This window comes from Enterococcus sp. DIV0170 (assembly GCF_051710765.1).
GTDB classification, from domain to species: Bacteria; Bacillota; Bacilli; order Lactobacillales; family Enterococcaceae; genus Enterococcus_A; species Enterococcus_A raffinosus.
On the sequence record NZ_JBIOLG010000001.1, the window covers coordinates 1,444,404 to 1,465,052 of the forward strand.

The 20,649-nt window shown below is 39.1% G+C and carries 16 protein-coding genes; 14 read left to right on the forward strand and 2 right to left on the reverse strand.

What is annotated here, in order from left to right; all coding sequences use genetic code 11:
- Nucleotides 1-64 precede the first annotated feature (64 nt).
- The 7 genes from topA to IGI50_RS07025 all read left to right on the forward strand — a co-directional run bounded on the left by topA (nucleotide 65) and on the right by IGI50_RS07025 (nucleotide 8,370).
- Nucleotides 65-2,143, forward strand: coding sequence for a type I DNA topoisomerase (gene topA / locus IGI50_RS06995; protein ID WP_010744647.1), 2,079 nt, complete (start codon nucleotides 65-67; stop codon nucleotides 2,141-2,143).
- Nucleotides 2,144-2,163: 20 nt separating this feature from the next.
- Nucleotides 2,164-3,462: an FADH(2)-oxidizing methylenetetrahydrofolate--tRNA-(uracil(54)-C(5))-methyltransferase TrmFO gene (trmFO, locus tag IGI50_RS07000; protein ID WP_218257188.1), complete on the forward strand. Its 1,299-nt coding sequence runs from the start codon at nucleotides 2,164-2,166 to the stop codon at nucleotides 3,460-3,462.
- Between the two features lie 217 nt (nucleotides 3,463-3,679).
- Nucleotides 3,680-4,561 (forward strand): tyrosine recombinase XerC, encoded by an 882-nt coding sequence (gene xerC, locus IGI50_RS07005; protein WP_218257341.1) that lies wholly within the window; start codon nucleotides 3,680-3,682, stop codon nucleotides 4,559-4,561.
- Nucleotides 4,562-4,590: 29 nt separating this feature from the next.
- A complete protein-coding gene (hslV, locus tag IGI50_RS07010; RefSeq protein WP_010744650.1) occupies nucleotides 4,591-5,136 on the forward strand; it encodes an ATP-dependent protease subunit HslV in 546 nt (181 codons plus the stop codon).
- Between the two features lie 40 nt (nucleotides 5,137-5,176).
- The gene (gene hslU / locus IGI50_RS07015) at nucleotides 5,177-6,568 is read left to right on the forward strand and encodes an ATP-dependent protease ATPase subunit HslU (protein ID WP_010744651.1); all 1,392 of its coding nucleotides are present in this window, start codon (nucleotides 5,177-5,179) and stop codon (nucleotides 6,566-6,568) included.
- Between the two features lie 17 nt (nucleotides 6,569-6,585).
- Complete coding sequence (gene codY, locus IGI50_RS07020; RefSeq protein WP_010744652.1) at nucleotides 6,586-7,374, forward strand: GTP-sensing pleiotropic transcriptional regulator CodY; 789 nt, start codon at nucleotides 6,586-6,588, stop codon at nucleotides 7,372-7,374.
- A gap of 126 nt (nucleotides 7,375-7,500) precedes the next feature.
- Nucleotides 7,501-8,370 carry an aldose 1-epimerase family protein gene (locus tag IGI50_RS07025; protein ID WP_438776595.1) on the forward strand — a complete coding sequence of 290 codons (870 nt, stop codon included), beginning with the start codon at nucleotides 7,501-7,503 and terminating at the stop codon, nucleotides 8,368-8,370.
- A 60-nt stretch (nucleotides 8,371-8,430) separates the two neighbouring features.
- On the opposite strand, the gene IGI50_RS07030 is transcribed toward IGI50_RS07025, so the two are convergent.
- Together IGI50_RS07030 and plsY are read right to left on the reverse strand one after the other, a co-directional pair.
- A complete protein-coding gene (locus IGI50_RS07030) occupies nucleotides 8,431-9,045 on the reverse strand; it encodes an NUDIX hydrolase N-terminal domain-containing protein (RefSeq protein ID WP_218257190.1) in 615 nt (204 codons plus the stop codon).
- Nucleotides 9,046-9,675, reverse strand: coding sequence for a glycerol-3-phosphate 1-O-acyltransferase PlsY (plsY, locus tag IGI50_RS07035; protein ID WP_438776596.1), 630 nt, complete (start codon nucleotides 9,673-9,675; stop codon nucleotides 9,046-9,048).
- A 123-nt stretch (nucleotides 9,676-9,798) separates the two neighbouring features.
- On the opposite strand from plsY, the gene IGI50_RS07040 reads away from it, so the two are divergent.
- From IGI50_RS07040 to IGI50_RS07070, 7 genes are all read left to right on the forward strand, one after another.
- The gene (locus IGI50_RS07040; RefSeq protein WP_438776597.1) at nucleotides 9,799-10,221 is read left to right on the forward strand and encodes a CoA-binding protein; all 423 of its coding nucleotides are present in this window, start codon (nucleotides 9,799-9,801) and stop codon (nucleotides 10,219-10,221) included.
- Between the two features lie 266 nt (nucleotides 10,222-10,487).
- Nucleotides 10,488-12,515, forward strand: coding sequence for a DNA topoisomerase IV subunit B (gene parE / locus IGI50_RS07045; RefSeq protein WP_438777578.1), 2,028 nt, complete (start codon nucleotides 10,488-10,490; stop codon nucleotides 12,513-12,515).
- A gap of 13 nt (nucleotides 12,516-12,528) precedes the next feature.
- Entirely contained in the window at nucleotides 12,529-14,976 is a 2,448-nt protein-coding gene (parC, locus tag IGI50_RS07050; RefSeq protein WP_311854746.1) for a DNA topoisomerase IV subunit A, read from the forward strand.
- 288 nt (nucleotides 14,977-15,264) lie between these two features.
- Entirely contained in the window at nucleotides 15,265-17,556 is a 2,292-nt protein-coding gene (gene pflB, locus IGI50_RS07055) for a formate C-acetyltransferase (protein ID WP_218257194.1), read from the forward strand.
- 255 nt (nucleotides 17,557-17,811) lie between these two features.
- Entirely contained in the window at nucleotides 17,812-18,597 is a 786-nt protein-coding gene (pflA, locus tag IGI50_RS07060) for a pyruvate formate-lyase-activating protein (RefSeq protein WP_010744660.1), read from the forward strand.
- Nucleotides 18,598-18,742: 145 nt separating this feature from the next.
- Nucleotides 18,743-19,672: a manganese-dependent inorganic pyrophosphatase gene (locus IGI50_RS07065; RefSeq protein ID WP_010744661.1), complete on the forward strand. Its 930-nt coding sequence runs from the start codon at nucleotides 18,743-18,745 to the stop codon at nucleotides 19,670-19,672.
- Nucleotides 19,673-19,846: 174 nt separating this feature from the next.
- Nucleotides 19,847-20,647, forward strand: a complete 801-nt coding sequence (locus IGI50_RS07070; RefSeq protein WP_438776598.1) for a DUF1803 domain-containing protein — start codon at nucleotides 19,847-19,849, stop codon at nucleotides 20,645-20,647.
- Nucleotides 20,648-20,649: the final 2 nt, after the last annotated feature.

The window sequence follows — 20,649 nt, forward strand, 5'->3', positions numbered from 1 at the left end:
AGGCTACGATTTGTCAGTAGTTACCGATATATAATAGAAGAAAAAATTGAGGAGGCAAAAACATTTGGCCTATAAATACCTAGTTATTGTGGAATCACCAGCAAAAGCAAAGACCATTGAAAAATATTTGGGAAGAAACTATAAGGTGGTAGCAAGCGTTGGACACGTTCGTGACTTGCCAAAAAGCAAGATGGGAATTGACGTTGAAAATAATTATGAGCCACACTATATTTCAATTCGCGGCAAGGGCGACGTAATTAAAAGCTTGAAACAAGCGGCTAAAAAAGCGCAAAAAGTTTATCTCGCAAGTGACCCGGATAGGGAAGGAGAAGCCATTGCCTGGCATCTCGCTTATTTATTGGGACTAGATTTGAAGGATAAGAACCGCGTAGTATTTAATGAAATTACAAAAGATGCTGTAAAGGCAGCATTTAAAGAGCCTCGTTCAATTGATGTTTCTTTGGTGGATGCCCAACAAGCCCGTCGAGCGTTGGATCGCTTAGTTGGCTATTCCATTTCACCTATTCTTTGGAAAAAAATCAAGAAGGGCTTAAGTGCCGGACGTGTTCAATCCATTGCTCTAAAGATGATTATTGATCGGGAACAAGAAATTCGTGAGTTTGTACCAGAAGAATACTGGAGTATTGATGGAAACTTCAAGAAGAAAACCAAAAAATTCAAAGCTAATTTCTGGGGTGTAGACGGTAAGAAGAAAAAATTACCAAACGCCGAAGCAGTCAAAGAGATCACTTCACGAATCGATGGTAAGGATTATGAAGTTACAAAGGTTGAGAAGAAGGAACGAAAAAGAAATCCAGCGTTGCCGTTTACGACAAGTAATATGCAACAGGAATCTGCTCGTAAATTAAATTTCCGTACTAGAAAAACGATGATGGTTGCTCAGCAATTGTATGAAGGGATTGCCTTGGGGAAACAAGGAACAGTTGGTCTGATAACCTATATGCGTACGGATTCCACTCGTATCTCGGATACAGCTAAAACGGAAGCGGCTGAGTTTATCGAGAAAACTTACGGGAAAGAGTATTCTCAGCATCATGCGCGCAAAGCAAAAAATCCTCAGGGTTCTCAAGATGCCCATGAAGCAATTCGCCCTACTAGTGTTCAGCGGACACCAGATGAAATGAAGCAGTATTTGGATAAGGATCAATTAAAGCTTTATACATTAATCTGGTCACGTTTTGTCGCAAGTCAAATGACTGCGGCAATCCTGGATACCATGAAAGTGACACTAAACCAAAATGGCGTCATTTTCATAGCTAACGGTTCAAAGATCAAATTCAAAGGGTTCATGCAGGTATATATTGAGGGTCGTGATGATGGCAAAGAGGATAAGGAAAATATCTTGCCAGAGCTTGAGACTGGGGATGTTGTTCAATCTGTGAATATTGAGCCCAAACAACATTTCACTCAACCGCCAGCTCGTTTTAGTGAAGCAACATTAATCAAAACACTGGAAGAAAATGGTGTGGGTCGTCCATCAACCTATGCGCCGACGTTAGATACGATTCAACGTCGTTATTATGTGAAATTGACCCAACGACGTTTTGAACCTACAGAATTGGGTGAAATTGTTAATACTTTGATTGTCGATTTCTTCCCACAAATAGTGGATGTCAACTTCACAGCAGAGATGGAAAATGATCTGGATAAGGTTGAAGAAGGCAAAGAAGAATGGACAAAGGTAGTCGACCGCTTCTACAAACCGTTTGCCGTTGAGCTGGAAAAAGCGGAAGAGGGTATTGAGAAAATCCAAATCAAGGATGAACCCGCTGGCTTTGATTGCGATGTCTGCGGGCATCCAATGGTCATTAAGCTTGGGCGATACGGAAAATTCTACGCATGTAGTAATTTCCCAGACTGTCGCAATACCAAACCGATCATCAAGGAAATTGGCGTAGAATGTCCGGTTTGTCATAAGGGACAAGTTGTGGAACGCAAATCGAAGAAGAATCGTTTATTCTACGGGTGTTCACGCTATCCAGACTGCGACTTTACTTCTTGGGATAAACCAATTGGCCGGACTTGTCCGAAAGATGGTGGTTATTTAGTTGAGAAGAAAGTCAAAGGCGGCAAACAAGTTGTCTGTGTGAATGGTGACTACGAAGAAGCAGTACAAAAATAAATTATTTAAGTGAGGAATAGATGGTAAAGACAGTAAATGTTATCGGGGCTGGATTAGCCGGCAGTGAGGCTGCTTGGCAATTAGCAGAAGCGGGAGTCCCTGTGAATTTATATGAGATGCGACCGATTAAATCAACTCCAGCACATCATACCGGGAATTTTGCGGAATTGGTTTGTAGCAATTCATTGCGGGGAAATGCTTTAACAAATGCCGTCGGCGTCCTAAAGGAAGAAATGCGGCGCCTACATTCAGTGGTGATTTCTTCTGCTGATGAGACGGCGGTACCAGCAGGGGGCGCACTTGCAGTGGACCGCAATAATTTTTCGGAGCTGATCACTCAAAAAGTGAAAAATCATCCAATGGTCACTGTTATCTCCGAGGAAATTACTAAGATTCCAGAGGGGATTACAATTATCGCTACAGGTCCATTGACCTCGGAAGCATTGGCTGAAGAAATTGCTGAATATAATGGCTCTCATGGGTTCTATTTCTATGACGCCGCGGCACCGATTCTAGATGGCGCTACCATTGATCGTGAAAAAGTCTATTTAAAATCTCGATATGACAAGGGTGAAGCGGCCTATCTGAATTGTCCGATGACCGAAGAAGAATTCATGCGCTTTTATGAAGCTTTGATTGAAGCTGAAGTAGCTCCCCAGAAGGAGTTTGAGAAAGAAAAATTCTTTGAAGGATGTATGCCAATTGAAGTTATGGCTAAACGTGGCATTAAAACGATGCTGTTTGGTCCAATGAAACCGGTTGGTCTTGAAGATCCCAAAACAGGTAAACGGCCTTATGCAGTTATTCAATTGCGACAAGACAACGCGGCAGCTTCTATGTACAATATTGTTGGCTTTCAAACGCATTTAAAGTGGGGAGAACAGAAACGTGTCTTTCGCTTAATTCCTGGTTTGGAAAATGCAGAGTTTTTACGTTATGGAGTTATGCATCGCAACAGTTTTATGAATTCACCTGAGTTACTTAAGCCAACCTATCAAAGCAAGAAACGAGAAGACTTATTTTTTGCTGGTCAAATGACCGGCGTTGAAGGATATGTTGAAAGTGCTGGTAGTGGGTTAGTAGCGGGGCTGAATGCTGCTAGATTGGCAAAAGGGGAAGAATTGATTGAATTTCCTCGTGAAACAGCGATTGGCTCGATGGCCTATTACATCACTCACGCTGAAGGAAAGCATTTCCAACCGATGAATGCTAATTTTGGTTTGTTTCCTAGTTTGCCAGAACGAATTCGTGATAAGAAACTTCGCTATGAAACGTTAGCTGAGAGAGCATTAGCGGCTTTATCAGAAATGAATCTTTAAAGAAATTCCGTTGCTTCGGCAATGGAATTTTTTATTTAGACAAAATAAATCGGATTCCTGTCTGATTCGACAGGAATTATGAAATATCTGTAAAGAATTGTTAGTATATTCGTGAAAAGTCAATAAATTCTGACAATTCAATTGTATTTAAAAAGGTCTTATGCTACATTTGTGTTATGTTTGTGAGGTGAGATGAAATTTGGAAAATGAAGCAGCAATGCGTGAGTTCATGGGCTATTTAATAACAGAACGTGGGTATTCAGAGAAAACGAAGGATGCGTATGAACGTGATTTAAACGATTTTTGTCAGTTTCTAGAAAATTCAGGAGACCCCTCATTGACTGCGGTAGATCATTTAGATGTTCGTGTTTATTTGGCGTTTTTAAATGATCAAAAATACAGTCGCAATACTATCAGTCGAAAGATTGCTAGTTTACGTTCTTTTTATCAATATCTCCTTAAACACGAAAAAATTAAAGAGAACCCTTTTTCTTATGTTCACCTCAAAAAGAAGCATGCGAGGTTGCCACGTTTCTTTTACGAAAAGGAGATAGAAGTCCTTTTTGATAGTGTTGAGGGGACGAAACCTTTGGACCAACGAAATCGAGCATTGTTAGAGGTGCTATATGGTTCAGGACTTCGTGTCAGTGAATGTGCAAACCTCACATTATCTGTCATCGATTTTGACAATAGTGTTATGCTGATCCATGGTAAGGGCAATAAGGATCGGTATGTTCCGTTAGGTTCCTATGCGTCGGATGCTATTCAAGCGTATGTTGATGACGGTCGTAAAAGTTTGATGGAACGTTTCGGTAAAGATCACAACTATCTTTTTATTAATCATCGTGGAGATCAGATTACGTCAACTGGGATTGAATACGTGCTAAATCAAATAATCAAAAAAAGCAGTTTAACTAGTGACATTCATCCTCATATGTTGCGCCATACGTTTGCCACACATTTATTGAATAATGGGGCGGACCTAAGAACGGTGCAGGAATTATTAGGACACGCGAATTTATCCACTACGCAAATTTATACACATGTTACAAAAGAAAGCTTACAGAAAAGTTATCGCTCGTTTCATCCAAGAGCTTAAAAGTTATTTTCAACGAAGGAGAGAATAAGATGTCAGAATCACAATTTCATTCAACAACGATTTGTGCGATCGAAAAAGATGGGAAATTAGCCATGGCTGGTGACGGTCAGGTAACAATGGGAGAACAAGTTATCATGAAAGGCACGGCGCGTAAAGTTCGTCGGATCTACAATGGAAAAGTCGTTGTGGGCTTTGCTGGTAGTGTAGCCGATGCTTTTACTCTAGAAGAAAAGTTCGAAGGAAAGCTAAATGAATACAACGGAAATCTTCAAAGGGCTGCTGTGGAATTGGCCCAAGAATGGCGTACACAACAGGCTATGAAGAATTTGGAAGCGTTGTTGATTGTCATGAACGAAGAGGAAATGCTGTTGGTTTCTGGAAACGGTGAAGTAATCGCTCCTGATGATGGGATATTGGCGATCGGTTCAGGAGGAAACTATGCTTTGGCAGCTGCTCGTGCGATGAAAAAACATAACTCTGAAATGAGCGCGAAGGAAATGGCAGAAAGTGCCTTAAATATTGCCGCAGATATTTGTGTCTTCACAAACCATAATATTATCGTTGAAGAGATGTAAGTAAAAAAATCAGTAGATGATATGAGTAAGGAGAATCAGGATGACTGAAATCAATAAAACACCAAAGGAAATTGTTAGTGACTTAGATGAATACATTATTGGACAAGATGAAGCGAAACGATCAGTAGCCATTGCATTGCGTAATCGTTACCGTCGAATGCAATTAGAAGAATCGATGCAGCAGGAGGTCACACCGAAAAACATTTTAATGATCGGACCTACTGGGGTTGGTAAAACGGAAATCGCTCGTCGTTTAGCACGGATCGTCAAGGCACCCTTTGTCAAAGTTGAAGCGACAAAATTTACGGAAGTGGGTTATGTCGGACGTGATGTAGAATCCATGGTACGTGATTTGGTTGAGAACGCGATTACTATTGTAGAGAAAGAGCAATATTCAAGAGTATATTCTCAAGCGCTAAAAAGAGCGAATAAGCGTCTGGTAAAGGTATTGGTTCCTGGTATTAAAAAAGAGCAAAAACAGAGTAACAATCCCTATGAGCAAATGATGAATATTTTTAATCAAGCGCAAACTGAACCGAAGGAAGAAGTCACCGAAGATATAAAAGTGAATCGTCAAACCGTCCTTGAGCAGCTTGAAAAAGGGTTACTGGATCAAAGAGAAGTAACGATCGAAGTCGCTGAACCGAAAAAGGCAATGCCAATGAACAATGGTTTAGAACAAATGGGCATTGACTTGTCTGATACATTAGGCGCATTGACACCTGAGAAAAAAGTTCAGCGTACAGTAACAGTTAAAGAAGCACAAGAGCTTTTGGTAAAAGAAGAACAAGCCAAATTAGTGAATGAAGGAGATATTTCTACTGCAGCGATTAAGTTGGCTGAAAGTTCCGGTATTATCTTTATTGATGAAATCGATAAAATCACTTCTAAATCACAACAAAATTCAGGTGAAGTTTCTCGTGAAGGCGTTCAAAGAGATATTTTACCAATTGTAGAAGGATCACAGGTGAATACCAAATATGGTGCGATTCAAACTGACCATATTCTATTTATCGCTAGTGGGGCATTTAGTTTTTCAAAACCAAGCGATTTGATCCCTGAATTGCAAGGACGTTTTCCAATTCGAGTGGAATTAAGTGATTTGTCTGCTGAAGATTTTGTCAGAATACTGACTGAACCGAACAATGCGTTGATAAAACAATATGTCGCTCTTGTTGGGACTGAAAATGTCAAAATTATTTTCACGCAGGAAGCTATTGAACGAATTGCTCAAATTGCTTTTGATGTCAATCGAGAAACGGATAATATCGGGGCCCGTCGATTACACACCATCTTAGAAAAATTATTAGAAGACTTGCTATTTGAAGCACCAGATATGCAAATGGGTGAAATTAAAATTACAGAAGCATATGTGGATGAGAAGTTAGCATCCATTGCTCAAAATAAAGATTTAAGTCGTTATATTCTTTAAAAAATGGAGGGGAAAAAGTGGAAACATTATTAGAGAAAACACGCCAAATCAATAAGTTAATGCAGCAGAAGAACGCCTTTGAGCCAACTGCTGAATTACCTTATAACAACATGGCGCGAATTTTAGGGGATATTTTGGGATCATTGACGTATATCATTGGTGCAGAAGGAAAATTGTTGGGACTTAATGAAAAGATTGATATTAACACTGATCGTGTTCGGTCGTTTTTAGTGGATCGTCAATTTCCAGATAGTTATGTCTCGGAAATGAAGGAAGTTTTTAAAACGGAAGCGAATATTCCCGTGGCTAATAGCCTAACAGCCTTTCCGACTGAGCGCGCGGAGTTGTATCCAAATGGATTGACGACGGTCATTCCAATCTTTGGCTCAGGGGAACGATTAGGTACCATTATATTAGCTAGAACAGAAGGAGCATTCAATGATGATGATCTAGTCTTAGCTGAATACGGTGCGACAGTTATTGGAATGGAAATTTTGTATCAACAGTTTTTAAATGTTGAAGAAAAAATTCGTAGCCAAACAGCTGTACAAATGGCAATCAGCACACTTTCTTACAGTGAATTAAAGGCTGTAAAAGCAATTTTCGATGCTTTAGAAGGCGATGAAGGACGATTAACTGCCTCAAATATAGCCGATAAAATTGGTATCACGCGTTCAGTGATTGTTAATGCTTTGCGGAAGTTAGAATCTGCAGGTATTATTGAATCACGCTCTCTTGGTATGAAAGGTACCTATTTGAAAGTTTTAAATCCATTGTTCAAGGATGAATTAGTCCGTCATAAGTAAAATGTCAGTCTAATCATTCTGTTTGAGAATAAGGTTTTCAATACAGTAAGCGGATAATGTAATGTATCGTTGGATGATATCGAAGGAAACAATTACAATTAGCGAAAAGCGAGGAGTGGGGTATTTATGTCAGTGTCAATCAGCAATGATTTTTTGCAGGCAACGATTAATGAAAAAGGGGCAGAACTTACCAGTTTACGTGCCAATGATATCGAGTATATTTGGCAAGCAGATCCAAAATACTGGAATCGCCATGCACCGTTTTTATTTCCATTTGTAGGACGCTTAAAAGATAATCAATACACATACAAAGGCCAAACATATCCGATGGGACAACACGGATTTGCTCGTGATAAAGAGTTTAAAGTCATTGAACAAAAAAAGGATAAGGCAACGTTTCTTTTAGAAAGTGATGAAGAAACAAAAAAAGTTTATCCTTTTGATTTTAGTTTGACGATTAGCTATGAGATATGGGGCGAAGGCGTTCGAATTCGTTTCAATGTTGAAAATACGGGAACGGAAGAAATGATTTTTGCTTTAGGAGGTCATCCTGCCTTTAATATTCCACTGACTGATGATTTAAGTTTTGAAGATTACTTCATTGCTTTCTCTCCACAAAAGTCGCGTGTAAAAATACCTCTAGAAGGTCCTTTTGCAAATTTGGATCAAAAAACGATTGGACAGACCAATACCAATATTCAATTGAGTCACAATCTATTTAAAGAGGATGCTTTGATTTATGAAACTCGTGGTCTAAATGCCTACACTTTAGGTAGTGAAGAGTCTCCCCACAGTGTAACTCTAGCTTATAACAACATCCCTTATGTCGGACTGTGGTCGCCATATCCGAATGAGGCACCTTTTGTTTGTATTGAACCTTGGTGGGGCTTTGCGGACACGGTAGATAGTACTGGGCGATTAGAAGACAAAGAGGGAATGAATCGCTTAGCGCCTAAGGGGAATTTTAAAACAGAGTTTTCAATTACTGTGAGTTAACGTAAAAAATGCTTCGCCTGACAATTTTGATTGTCAGGTGAAGCATTCTTTTTTTCTCTCTTAATCAAAAGGCACACGCCAATGTTCCTCATTGTGTGCTTTAAAGCAAAGTTCAATTTGTTCTTTAGTATTTTTCTCTTCCGCCAATCGAGGCAGAGAGTCTTTTTCAAACCAATCCGTTTTTAACGTCTCTATATTTTCAACAAAACTGCCGCCGGTTGCGCGGCACTCAATAAAAATTTTACAAACACTGTAAGCATAGCGTGGTAAATTATGCTTGTTGCGGTCCTGAATGGCAATTACTTTTTGCGGTATAACTGTTAAACCAGTTTCCTCTAATGTTTCCTTTACTGCATTTTCCTTAATCGATTGGTTGAAATCGACCCAGCCACCGGGCAGTGCCCATTGCTTATCTTTTTCTTGAACTAATAAAATCTTATTATTCTCAAAAATGGCGGCACGAGTATCTAATTTTGGTGTTGGATACCCAACTTCTTCGGCGAATAGTTTTCGTAATTTTGGCATTGGAATCGGTGTTTGAACAGCTAACATTTCAGTTGCAATGGTGCGAATACGTTCAAAACGTTCTTGATCAAAAGGATCTTTCGTATAAGTTAAACCAGCCTGTGACAAAGCCTGTAATTCAATTGCCCAATCTAAAAACTGCTCTTCCATCTACTTCTCCTTTTTATTCAGTCCAAAAGAAACTTTGTTTTCAGTTCCTGACTTGATTCGTTGGATATTTTCTCTGTGACGATAAATGATGTAGCAGGTCAAAGCAAAACAGACCAACGTCAATAACCAGTTAAAAGAAGGTAAAATAGCGGGCCAAATAAAAGGCAACGCAATGGAGGAAAGTGTGACAAAAATAGCTGAAGCAATACTCGATGCACTGACCATGCTAGTTATGTAAAGAATGATCAAAAAGAAAACCAATGAATAGAAAAAGAATAAAGGAGCAAATGCTAGAAGCATTCCTGCGCTTGTGGCAACTGCCTTTCCACCTTTGAACCCGGCAAAAATAGGTAGTGTATGTCCTATTACAGCAACTAAACCAAACCATAAAGGATTAATATCCAAATGAAAAAGGATCGGCAGATAGGTGGCTAAAGAGCCTTTTAATAAATCCATAGCAAAAACAACAAATCCAGCGGTTTTTCCCAATACACGAAAGGTATTGGTGGTTCCTGAATTGCCGCTACCAAATTCTCGAATGTCTTTCTTGAAAAAAAGTTTTCCAATCCATATACCGGATGGGATAGATCCTAAAAGGTAAGCTAGGACAAAAAGTATAGCGGTTTTCATATGAATCCTCATTTCTCTGTTAGTAAGGCTATTTTATCAGATTTCAAAAGAGTGAACAAATTCTAATCACATGCTATACTGACTACTGTGAGTAAATAAATTGAACTAAGCGAGGGAAATCAAATGAGTTTTCAAAATCCTAGTCAAGAAAAGATCTTTCAATACTTAGACGAAGCGCAAGTGATCGCCGTTGTCGGTTTTAGCGACAAACCAGAAAAGACGAGTTATCAAATTGCGGAAGTTCTAAAAACACATGGCTATAAATTATATGGAGTAAATCCAAAATTAGCTGGTCAGACAATCAACGATATTCCAGTCGTCGAAAGCTTAACTGCTGTACCGGAAACGATTGATATCGTGGATATTTTTAGACGAAGCGAATTTTTGCCTGTTGTTGCGGAAGATTTTTTGAAGACCGACGCGAAAGTTTTTTGGGCGCAATTGGGTCTAAGCAATGAAGAAGCAGCTAAAATGCTGCAGGATCAAGGACGCATGGATATCGTTATGGATCGGTGTGTGAAGATCGAATTAAACAAAAAAGCGTAATGCTTGAGTTGATTTTATTAAAAAAAAAGCTTAAAATGCCTTTTCAGAAACAGGATAGGCTTTTTTTTTGAGCTTTTTTAGCGTATCATACAAATGATGTACTTTTAGAAACGGATCCATTGAACTTAGTAGGGCTCATCTATAGGTAAAAAATAATTTTTAGAGGAGTTTTGTTTTTGTGGTATCCGGTACGAACAAGCAATCTATTTTTCTTCTTGAAAAATAATTATGTTAAATAGGAATGAGGAGTTGTAGGCTTGGCTAAGATGAACAATGAATACAATGACGCTTCGATTCAAGTACTAGAGGGATTAGAAGCGGTTAGAAAACGACCTGGGATGTATATCGGCTCGACAGATAGTCGCGGTCTGCATCACTTGGTTTATGAAATCGTCGACAATGCAGTTGATGAGGCATTGTCCGGCTATGGTAATGAAATCGAAGTGACCCTGCATCCAGACAACAGTGTGGAAGTAAGCGATAAAGGTCGAGGAATGCCAGTTGGTATGCATGCATCAGGCATCCCAACAGTCGAAGTCATCTTCACCATTCTTCATGCTGGCGGAAAGTTTGGTCAAGGTGGCTATAAAACTTCTGGCGGATTGCATGGCGTTGGTGCGAGTGTGGTAAATGCCTTGTCAGAATGGTTGACTGTAACGATCGTCCGTGAAGGGGTGGAATACCGTGAAGTGTTCAAAGATGGTGGAAAACCTCAAGGGACTTTAGAGAAAATCGGCAAGACTCGTAAACCAAACGGAACGACCGTACACTTCTTGCCTGATGCGCAAATCTTCTCTACACTTAATTTTTCTTATGAAACGTTATCAGAACGTTTACGGGAATCAGCCTTCTTGTTAAGAGGCGTTAAAATTACTTTAACGGATCTGCGTGGAGAAGAAAAAGTAACAGAGGTCTTTCATTTTGAAGAAGGAATCAAAGAATTTGTTGAGTATTTAAATGAAGATAAAGACACGTTAACGCCGGTTGTTTATTTTTCTGGCGAGCGTGAAGGGATCGAAGTTGAATTTTCCTATCAATACAATGATGGTTATTCAGAGAACCTTCTTTCATTCGTTAATAATGTACGAACCAAAGATGGCGGTACTCACGAATCTGGAATGAAGACTTCCATGACGAAAGCATTCAATGAATATGCGCGCAAATCAGGTTTGTTAAAAGAAAAAGATAAAAACTTGGAAGGCTCAGATTTCCGTGAAGGGTTATCTGCGGTTTTATCTGTTCGAATTCCAGAAAATCTTCTGCAATTTGAAGGGCAGACGAAAGAGAAGTTAGGAACGCCTGCTGCTCGTGGAGCAGTCGATAGTGTCATTGGTGAACAGATGGGCTTCTATTTACAAGAAAATAGTGAAAATAGCCAAATGCTGGTTCGTAAAGCCATTAAAGCTCGCGAAGCTCGTGAAGCTGCACGCAAAGCCCGTGAAGAAAGCCGTAACGGTAAAAAACGGAAAAAAGGGGAATCTCTCCTTTCTGGGAAACTGACTCCAGCACAATCGCGAAATGCGGCGAAAAATGAATTGTTTTTAGTCGAAGGAGATTCTGCCGGCGGTTCAGCGAAGCAAGGCCGTGATCGGAAGTTCCAAGCAATTCTGCCATTACGAGGAAAAGTCATCAATACCGAAAAGGCTAAAATGCAGGATATTTTGAAAAATGAAGAGATTAATACCATGATTTATACAATTGGCGCAGGAGTTGGACCTGAATTCTCAATTGAGGACTGCAATTACGACAAGGTAATAATTATGACCGATGCGGATACCGACGGTGCACACATTCAGGTGTTGCTATTAACCTTCTTCTATCGCTATATGAAACCCCTGATCGAAGCAGGGAAAGTTTATATTGCTCTGCCACCACTATATAAAGTTTCCAAAGGTGCAGGACGCAAGCAGGTGATCGAGTATGCATGGACCGACGACGAGCTGCAAGATGTGACTAAAAAAATTGGGAAAGGCTATATGCTGCAACGTTACAAAGGGCTCGGCGAAATGAATGCAGAGCAATTATGGGAAACCACGATGGACCCTGAATATCGTACGTTAGTTCGAGTTCGAATTGACGATGCTGCACAAGCTGAACGTCGAGTAACGACCCTAATGGGTGATAAAGTGGAACCACGTCGTAAATGGATCGAAAACCATGTACAATTCACTTTGGAAGAGGATGGCAGCTTACTGGACAATAAGGAAGAAACGTCTACTGTGCCAGTATCTGAACAACACGAGAAAGATGAGACAGCTGATCAAGTAAAAATAATCAGTTTGTTCGACGAGTAGGAGGTGGTCAAAGATGGATGCAAAACATTCGATTCAAGAATTAACATTAGAAGAAGTAATGGGTGACCGTTTTGGCCGCTATTCGAAGTATATTATCCAAGAACGGGCGCTGCCTGACATCAGAGATGGATTAAAACCCGTTCAACGGCGTATTCTATTCTCTATGAATAAAGATGGGAATACCTATGATAAGGGATTTCGTAAATCTGCGAAATCTGTAGGGAATATCATGGGGAACTATCATCCCCATGGAGATAGTTCAATCTATGAAGCAATGGTTCGTCTAAGTCAGGATTGGAAATTACGGCAGGTTCTGATTGAGATGCACGGAAATAATGGGTCGATGGATGGAGACCCTCCTGCGGCTATGCGTTATACAGAAGCCCGTTTGTCACAACTGAGCGGCGAGATGCTACAAGACATTGAGAAAGAAACGGTTGATTTCGTCTGGAACTTTGATGATACAGAAAAAGAACCGACTGTTCTTCCAGCTGCTTATCCTAATTTATTGGTTAACGGGTCAACTGGGATCTCTGCAGGTTATGCGACTGAAATTCCTACCCATAATTTATCGGAAGTAATTGATGGAACGATATATTTAATTGACCATCCAAACGCTTCATTAGAAAAGATTATGGAGTATATTCCCGGGCCAGATTTTCCAACTGGAGGAATTCTGCAAGGAAAGGCTGAAATCAAGAAGGCTTACGAAACGGGAAAAGGCAAAGTAATTCTTCGTTCTAAAACGTCAATCGAACCATTAAAAGGCGGAAAACAGCAGATTGTTATTCATGAGATCCCTTATGAAGTGAACAAAGCGGTTTTAGTTAAAAAAATGGATGAAATCCGATTAAATAAAAAAATCGACGGCATCGCCGAAGTTCGTGATGAATCTGACCGGACAGGTTTGCAGGTGGTTGTTGAGTTGAAAAAAGACGCAAATGCAGAAGGAATTTTGAATTACTTATTCAAAAATACTGATTTGCAGATCAATTATAATTTCAACATGGTTGCTATTGATAACATGACGCCACAGCAAGTTGGATTGAAGCATATTTTGGTAAGCTACATCGGGCATCGTAAAGAAGTGATCACCAAACGTAGCCAATATGAACTCGCTAAGGCACAGAAACGGCAACACATCGTTGAAGGATTGATGAAGGCTTTATCAATCCTTGATGAAGTAATCTCTACGATTCGCGGTAGCAAAGACAAAAAGGATGCTAAAAACAATTTAGTTGAACGTTTTGAATTCAGTGAAGAACAGGCAGAGGCAATTGTGACTTTACAATTGTATCGCTTAACGAATACGGACATCACTCAACTAGAAAAAGAAGCTTCTGAATTAGCCAAGGAAATCAAAGAATTGCATTTGATTTTAAACAGCGAAAAAGAATTGCATAAAGTGATGAAACAAGAACTACGTCAAATCAAAAAGAATTACGGAAATGATCGTTTGACGAAAATTGAAGACGAAATCACCGAAATCAAGATTGAGACAGAAGTTCTAATCGCTCAAGAAGAAGTTATTGTTACCCTGACAAAAGAAGGGTATTTAAAGCGCAGCAGTTTACGTTCATACAATGCGTCTCGACCAGATGAACATGGTATGAAAGATGGCGACTCCATTATCTTCATTGATAAACTGAACACCCTTGATCATCTGTTGATCTTAACCAATCATGGAAATATGATTTATCGTCCAGTTCACGAAATTACTGAGCTGAAATGGAAAGATGTTGGTGAACACATTTCACAGACTATCACTAATTTATCTATGACCGAAGAGATTATTGCTGCTTTCCCATATAAAGAGATTGATGCAAACAAACTCTTTATCTTCATGAGTAAAGAGGGAATGATCAAGCAAACTCGAATGACCGAATTTTCTCCTTGGCGGACCTATCGCAGCCGACCAACGACAGCTATGAAAATGAAAAGCGATACAGATCAAATCGTCTCCGTCTTTTTGACCGACGAAGTTCGCAATGTGGATGTATTTATTGCTTCTCATCGCGCCTTTGGATTGCGTTATCCATTAGATGAAGTACCAGTAGTCGGATCGAAAGCTGCTGGTGTAAAAGCAATCAACCTGAAAGACGGTGACTATGTAGTAGCTGGTGCTCTGGTACCATCGGAGGGCGATTCACCTATACTATTATTGAGCCAACGAGGTGCGGCTAAACGGATGCTTGCACAAGAGTTGCCGCAATTAGGACGTGCGAAACGTGGTCTGATGATTTTCCGTGAATTAAAGAAAAATCCGCATCGCTTAAGTTATATGACGACGGATACTGAAGGAAAGCTTCTTCTTACGACGAGCAAAGGAATCGAAAAAGAATTAGAGATTTCAAATGTAGCTATCAGTGATCGCATTTCCAATGGTACGTTCACGATTGATGAGAAAAAGGAAGGCGAACTTTATTCTGTTGTGCACCCTCAAGAATTGATAGAAGATTAGTTCTTCTGTTCTACAAAAAAATAAAACAGTTGGGTATCTGTATTAAAACAGATACCCGTTTTTTTTATCACAAAATACGTCTTATACACAATGAATAATGAATTTTAACTAAAGCTTAGTAATGCGAAATTGCTTTTAAATAAAGGGTTTGCGAACGATTACAAAAATATCTTATTTTCTAATTAATCTTTCACAAGGAAAGGCTTGCATAAAAGATTTTATGTGTTATACTTTGTTCGTAAACCTGTAGTAATTACGTTTTTAATATTCTAAGGAGGTCCTTTTGAAATGGGAACTGCAACAAATGAACTAGAAAAAATGAAAAACACAGAAAAACCTGCATGGCAAGGTTTTAAGGGGCATCTGTGGAAAAATGAAATCAATACACGGGATTTCATTCAAGCAAACTACACACCTTATGAAGGTACGGCTGATTTCTTGGCTGAGCCTACTGAGGCAACAAATGAATTATGGACTAAACTACAGCAGCTTCAAAAACAAGAACGTGAAAATGGCGGCGTATTAGATATGGAAGCAGATGTCGTATCTGCAGCTAATGCTTATGGTGCTGGATATATCGACGAAAACTTGAAGGACAAAGAAGCAATCGTTGGTATCCAAACAGACAAGCCTTTAAAACGTGCGTTTATGCCTTATGGTGGGATCCGCATGGCCGAAGAATCACTTGAACGTTACGGTTATACTCCAAATCCTAAATTTACTGAAATTTTTAATGATTACCATAAAACACACAACCAAGCTGTTTTCGATGTATACACACCAGAGATTCGTGCCGCTCGTCGTGCGAAGATCATTACTGGTCTTCCTGACACTTACGGTCGTGGACGTATCGTGGGCGACTACCGTCGTATTGCTTTATATGGTATTGACTACTTGATGCAAGAAAAATTAAAAGATCATGCAAACTGCGGTCACGGTCAATTTACAGAAGAGGATATCCGTCTTCGTGAAGAGATCAGCGATCAATATAAAGCTTTAAAACGTATCAAAGAAATGGCAGAAGCCTATGGATTTGATATCTCACGTCCAGCAGAAAATGCGAAAGAAGCAGTACAATGGACGTACTTTGGCTATCTTGCAGCGATTAAAGAACAAAATGGTGCGGCAATGTCTATCGGACGTGTCTCTACTTTCTTAGATATCTATATTCAACGCGATATTGAAAATGGCACATTGACAGAAGAAGAAGCACAAGAATTGATTGACCACTTAGTAATGAAATTACGTATGGTTAAATTTGCACGTATCCCTTCATACAACGAATTGTTCTCAGGAGACCCAGTTTGGGCTACTTTGTCTATTGCAGGTATGGGTATGGATGGACGTACTTTAGTAACAAAAAATGATTTCCGCTTCTTACACACATTAGAAAATATGGGTCCATCTCCAGAACCAAACTTGACGGTGTTGTATTCTTCTCGTTTGCCAGAAGGTTTCAAAGATTATGCAGCAAAAATCTCAATTGATACATCTTCTATCCAATACGAAAACGATGATGTAATGCGTCCAGTATGGTTAGATGACTATGCGATCTGCTGCTGTGTATCTGCTACACAAACTGGTAAAGAAATGCAATTCTTCGGTGCTCGTGCCAACCTAGCGAAAGCATTGTTATATGCGATCAACGGTGGGGTTGATGAAAAATCAAAAGCACAAGTTGGACCTGATTTCCGCCCAATTGATTCAGATGATGCTTTAGACTTTGATGTCGTTATGGCGAAATATGATGATATGCTGGAATGGTTAGCAGGAATGTATGTAAATACTTTGAACGCGATTCACTTCATGCATGATAAGTATTATTACGAAGCAGCTGAACTAGCGTTGATGGATACAGACTTGAAACGTACATTTGCAACAGGGATCGCAGGATTCTCACACGTGGTTGATTCATTGGCTGCTATTAAATACGCAAAAGTTTATCCAATTCGCGATGAAGACGGAATCGTTACAGACTTCAAGATTGATGGCGAATTCCCTAAATACGGAAACGATGATGAACGCGCAGATGATATCGCTGTATGGTTGTTGAAGACATTTATGGAAAAACTTGAGCATTATCATACTTACCGTAATTCAGAACCAACAACTTCAATCTTAACGATTACTTCTAACGTTGTTTATGGTAAAGCAACAGGTACTCTACCTGATGGACGTAAAGCAGGTGAGCCGCTAGCTCCAGGGGCTAACCCATCTTATGGCGCTGAACAAAACGGTCTGTTGGCTTCACTTAACTCATTGACTAAATTGCCTTACGAATATGCTTTAGATGGTATTTCAAATACTCAAAGTATTAACCCAGATGCATTAGGTCATGATGAAGATGAACGGATTGAAAACTTAACAAACGTTTTAGATGGCTACTTTGATCAAGGAGCACATCACTTGAACGTAAACGTTTTTGGTAAAGAAAAATTACTCGATGCTATGGAACATCCAGAAAAAGAAGAATACGCAAACTTTACGATTCGGGTTTCTGGTTACGCGGTTAAATTTATCGACTTGACTCGTGAACAACAAGAGGATGTTATCAGCCGTACATTCCACGCAAAAATGTAGGTTGCTGACTTTAGTAATTGAATGTATAGTAAGGGCGGATGGACGGAAGTCTATTCGCCTTACTTTTCATCATTTTAATCAAGAATGATGTGAGTTTTAAAAATTTGAATGGTACAATGCATCAGATTCAAAATAGATAAAAAGTGTAACTAGTATAAGTTATTTTCTCTTATACATTTAATGAGCTACAAGGTATAGAAACATAGTGAAAAACAACACTTAAAAAAATTACATATATTGAGGGAGGGACTGTTTATGTCTACTATGACTGAACAACCTATTGTCGGAAATGTCCATTCAATCGAAAGTTTTGGATCGGTGGATGGTCCTGGTGTACGTTTTATCGTCTTTATGCAGGGCTGTCGAATGCGTTGTCAATTTTGCCACAATCCAGACACCTGGAAAATCAATGATCCGAAAGCAAAAAAAAGAACGGCTGATGATATTTTAAAAGAGGCGTTGAACTATCGGAGCTATTGGGGAAAAAAAGGGGGAATCACTGTAAGTGGTGGAGAACCTTTATTGCAAATTGATTTTTTGATTGACTTGTTCAAAAAAGCCAAAGAAATGGGAATCAATACAACGCTAGATAGTTGCGGCAAACCCTTTACATTTGAAGAACCATTTTTCTCAAAATTTGAAGAATTGATGCAATATACCGACCTAGTACTATTTGATATCAAACAAATCGATAATCAAAAGCACAAAGAATTGACTGGTCAAAGCAACGATAATATTTTAGAGATGGCGAAATATCTGTCAGATATCAACAAGCCTGTCTGGATTCGCCATGTATTAGTACCTTTTAGAAGTGACTATGACGAATTTTTAATTCGATTAGATAAATTTATTAAAACGTTGAACAACGTAGATAAAGTTGAGATTTTACCTTATCACACAATGGGTAAGTACAAATGGGAAGAAATGGGCCTGAAGTATCCATTAGAAGGAATTGAACCACCGACAGATGATCGAGTGGAGAATGCGAAAAAATTGTTGCATACGGAAGATTATAAAGGCTATTTAAAAACTAAAGTCTAAAAATGAAAATCGGGCAGATGGTGTCCGATTTTTTTGAAAATGATAGAAGTTTAAATATTTATAAAAGGAAAAGGCGGTATGTTGTTGCTCTTTTCCTTTTTTTTGATATGATAAAGAAGAACTTATTTAAAGGAGCGAATCAACTATGGGAAAAGTTTTAATTTTTGGACATCAAAATCCTGATACAGATGCGATTGGAGCAGCGATTGCATACGCAAACCTACAAAAGGAGTTAGGTGTGGATGCTGAAGCAGTTGCATTGGGAACACCAAATGAAGAAACACAGTTTGCTCTAGATCATTTTGGTTTGACAGCTCCGCGTGTAGTAGAAAAGGTTGCGGCTGAGACGAATGACGTAATGCTAGTTGATCACAATGAATTCCAACAAAGCGTGGCAGATATTGAAGAATTAAACATTCTTTCAGTGGTTGACCATCACCGAGTAGCAAACTTCCAAACAGCGAACCCACTTTATTATCGTGCAGAACCTGTTGGGTGTACTTCAACAATCGTATTGAAGTTATACAAGGAAAATAATATTGCCGTTCCTGCAAAAATTGCTGGTATGATGTTATCAGCGATCGTTTCGGATACGTTACTATTTAAATCACCTACTTGTACACAAGAGGATATTGATGCAGCTAAAGAATTAGCGAAAATTGCAGGAGTTGACTTAGATAGCTACGGGTTAGATTTATTGAAAGCTGGAACCAATTTGGGTAATAAGTCTGAAGCAGAATTGTTAGACTTAGATGCCAAATCATTTCCTATGGCTGACAAAACGGTTCGAATCGCTCAAGTTAATACTGTTGATTTGAACGAAGTTTTTGCTCGTCAAGATGCGTTGCGTGATGCTATGCTATCTGAGAATGTAAAAAATGGCTATGACTTGTTCTTGTTGCTTGTTACGAATGTGCTAGATTCTGATTCTGAATTATTAGTTGCTGGCGAACCAAGAGAAAAGGTTACAGAAGCATTTAACGTAAAACTTGAAAACGATCGAGCATTTCTACCAGGAGTTGTTTCCCGTAAGAAACAAATTGTTCCTCAATTGACAGAAGCATTTGATAAATAATATGAATGATTAAAAAGTGGACTTTTGAAGGTCCACTTTTTTGTGGGATTTTTTAAGAAGGATTATAATACGAAGGGACATGAACTGTTTTCCTTTAATTCGGTCTAAAACAATCGCAATAGGCAGTCCATTTGTTGAAATCTTAAAAATTCTCTAACTAGAAAGGACAGTGCGATGAACATCTATACACGGGATAAAAAAATTCAACAAGAATTAAAACGTCAGGATATTCAAAACCTCTTAAACTATTTCCAACAATTGCAAGAGCCTGTAATCTTACGTGACATTCGAAAAGAATTCTCTGGTGCAAAGCGTTTAGATAAGGACTTAGATTTTTTGATTGCTAATAGTATTATCTCTCGCGAAGATCGGCGGTATCAATTGTCATTAGTTCCACTAAAAGAATATCCAACCACTGAAAAGGTCGAAATGTTCATAGAAAAGATGGCTGGTAGATACTCTATTGAAGAATTACTGGTTTGGCTAGGGGAGGTGCTTTGGCTTGACGACATCAATGAGATAATCACCATTGACTATGATTTGCCGACACTGAATCGATTAGAAACCGATAGCTTCCGACTGGCGACAATCAATCATCGAGAAAAGTTATCGGAAACGTTACCGAACTATTTTAGCAACGTGGATCAACCGGATAAGTTTCCCAAACTAGCGCCGTTACTTGGTGATGTGAATACTGAATTTTTTAGTAATCAAATTGAGTTGGTTCTTGAACGAATGCTGTTAAGGAAAAAGCCTAAGAGAACATCGATTTTTTTAGATAGCTTGGTTGAGACGAAAGTAGTTGTCGCTGAGCCAGAATGGCAAGTAGCAATTCCATGCGTTGATCGAACACAGCTGGCAGATATTGAAATAGAGATGAATAAGAAAGAACAATTCTTTTTCGGGCGACAACTGGCGGAACAACTATTAAAAGGAAAAGAAAGTTTTACGTATATGATAAAAAAGAAGGCATAATA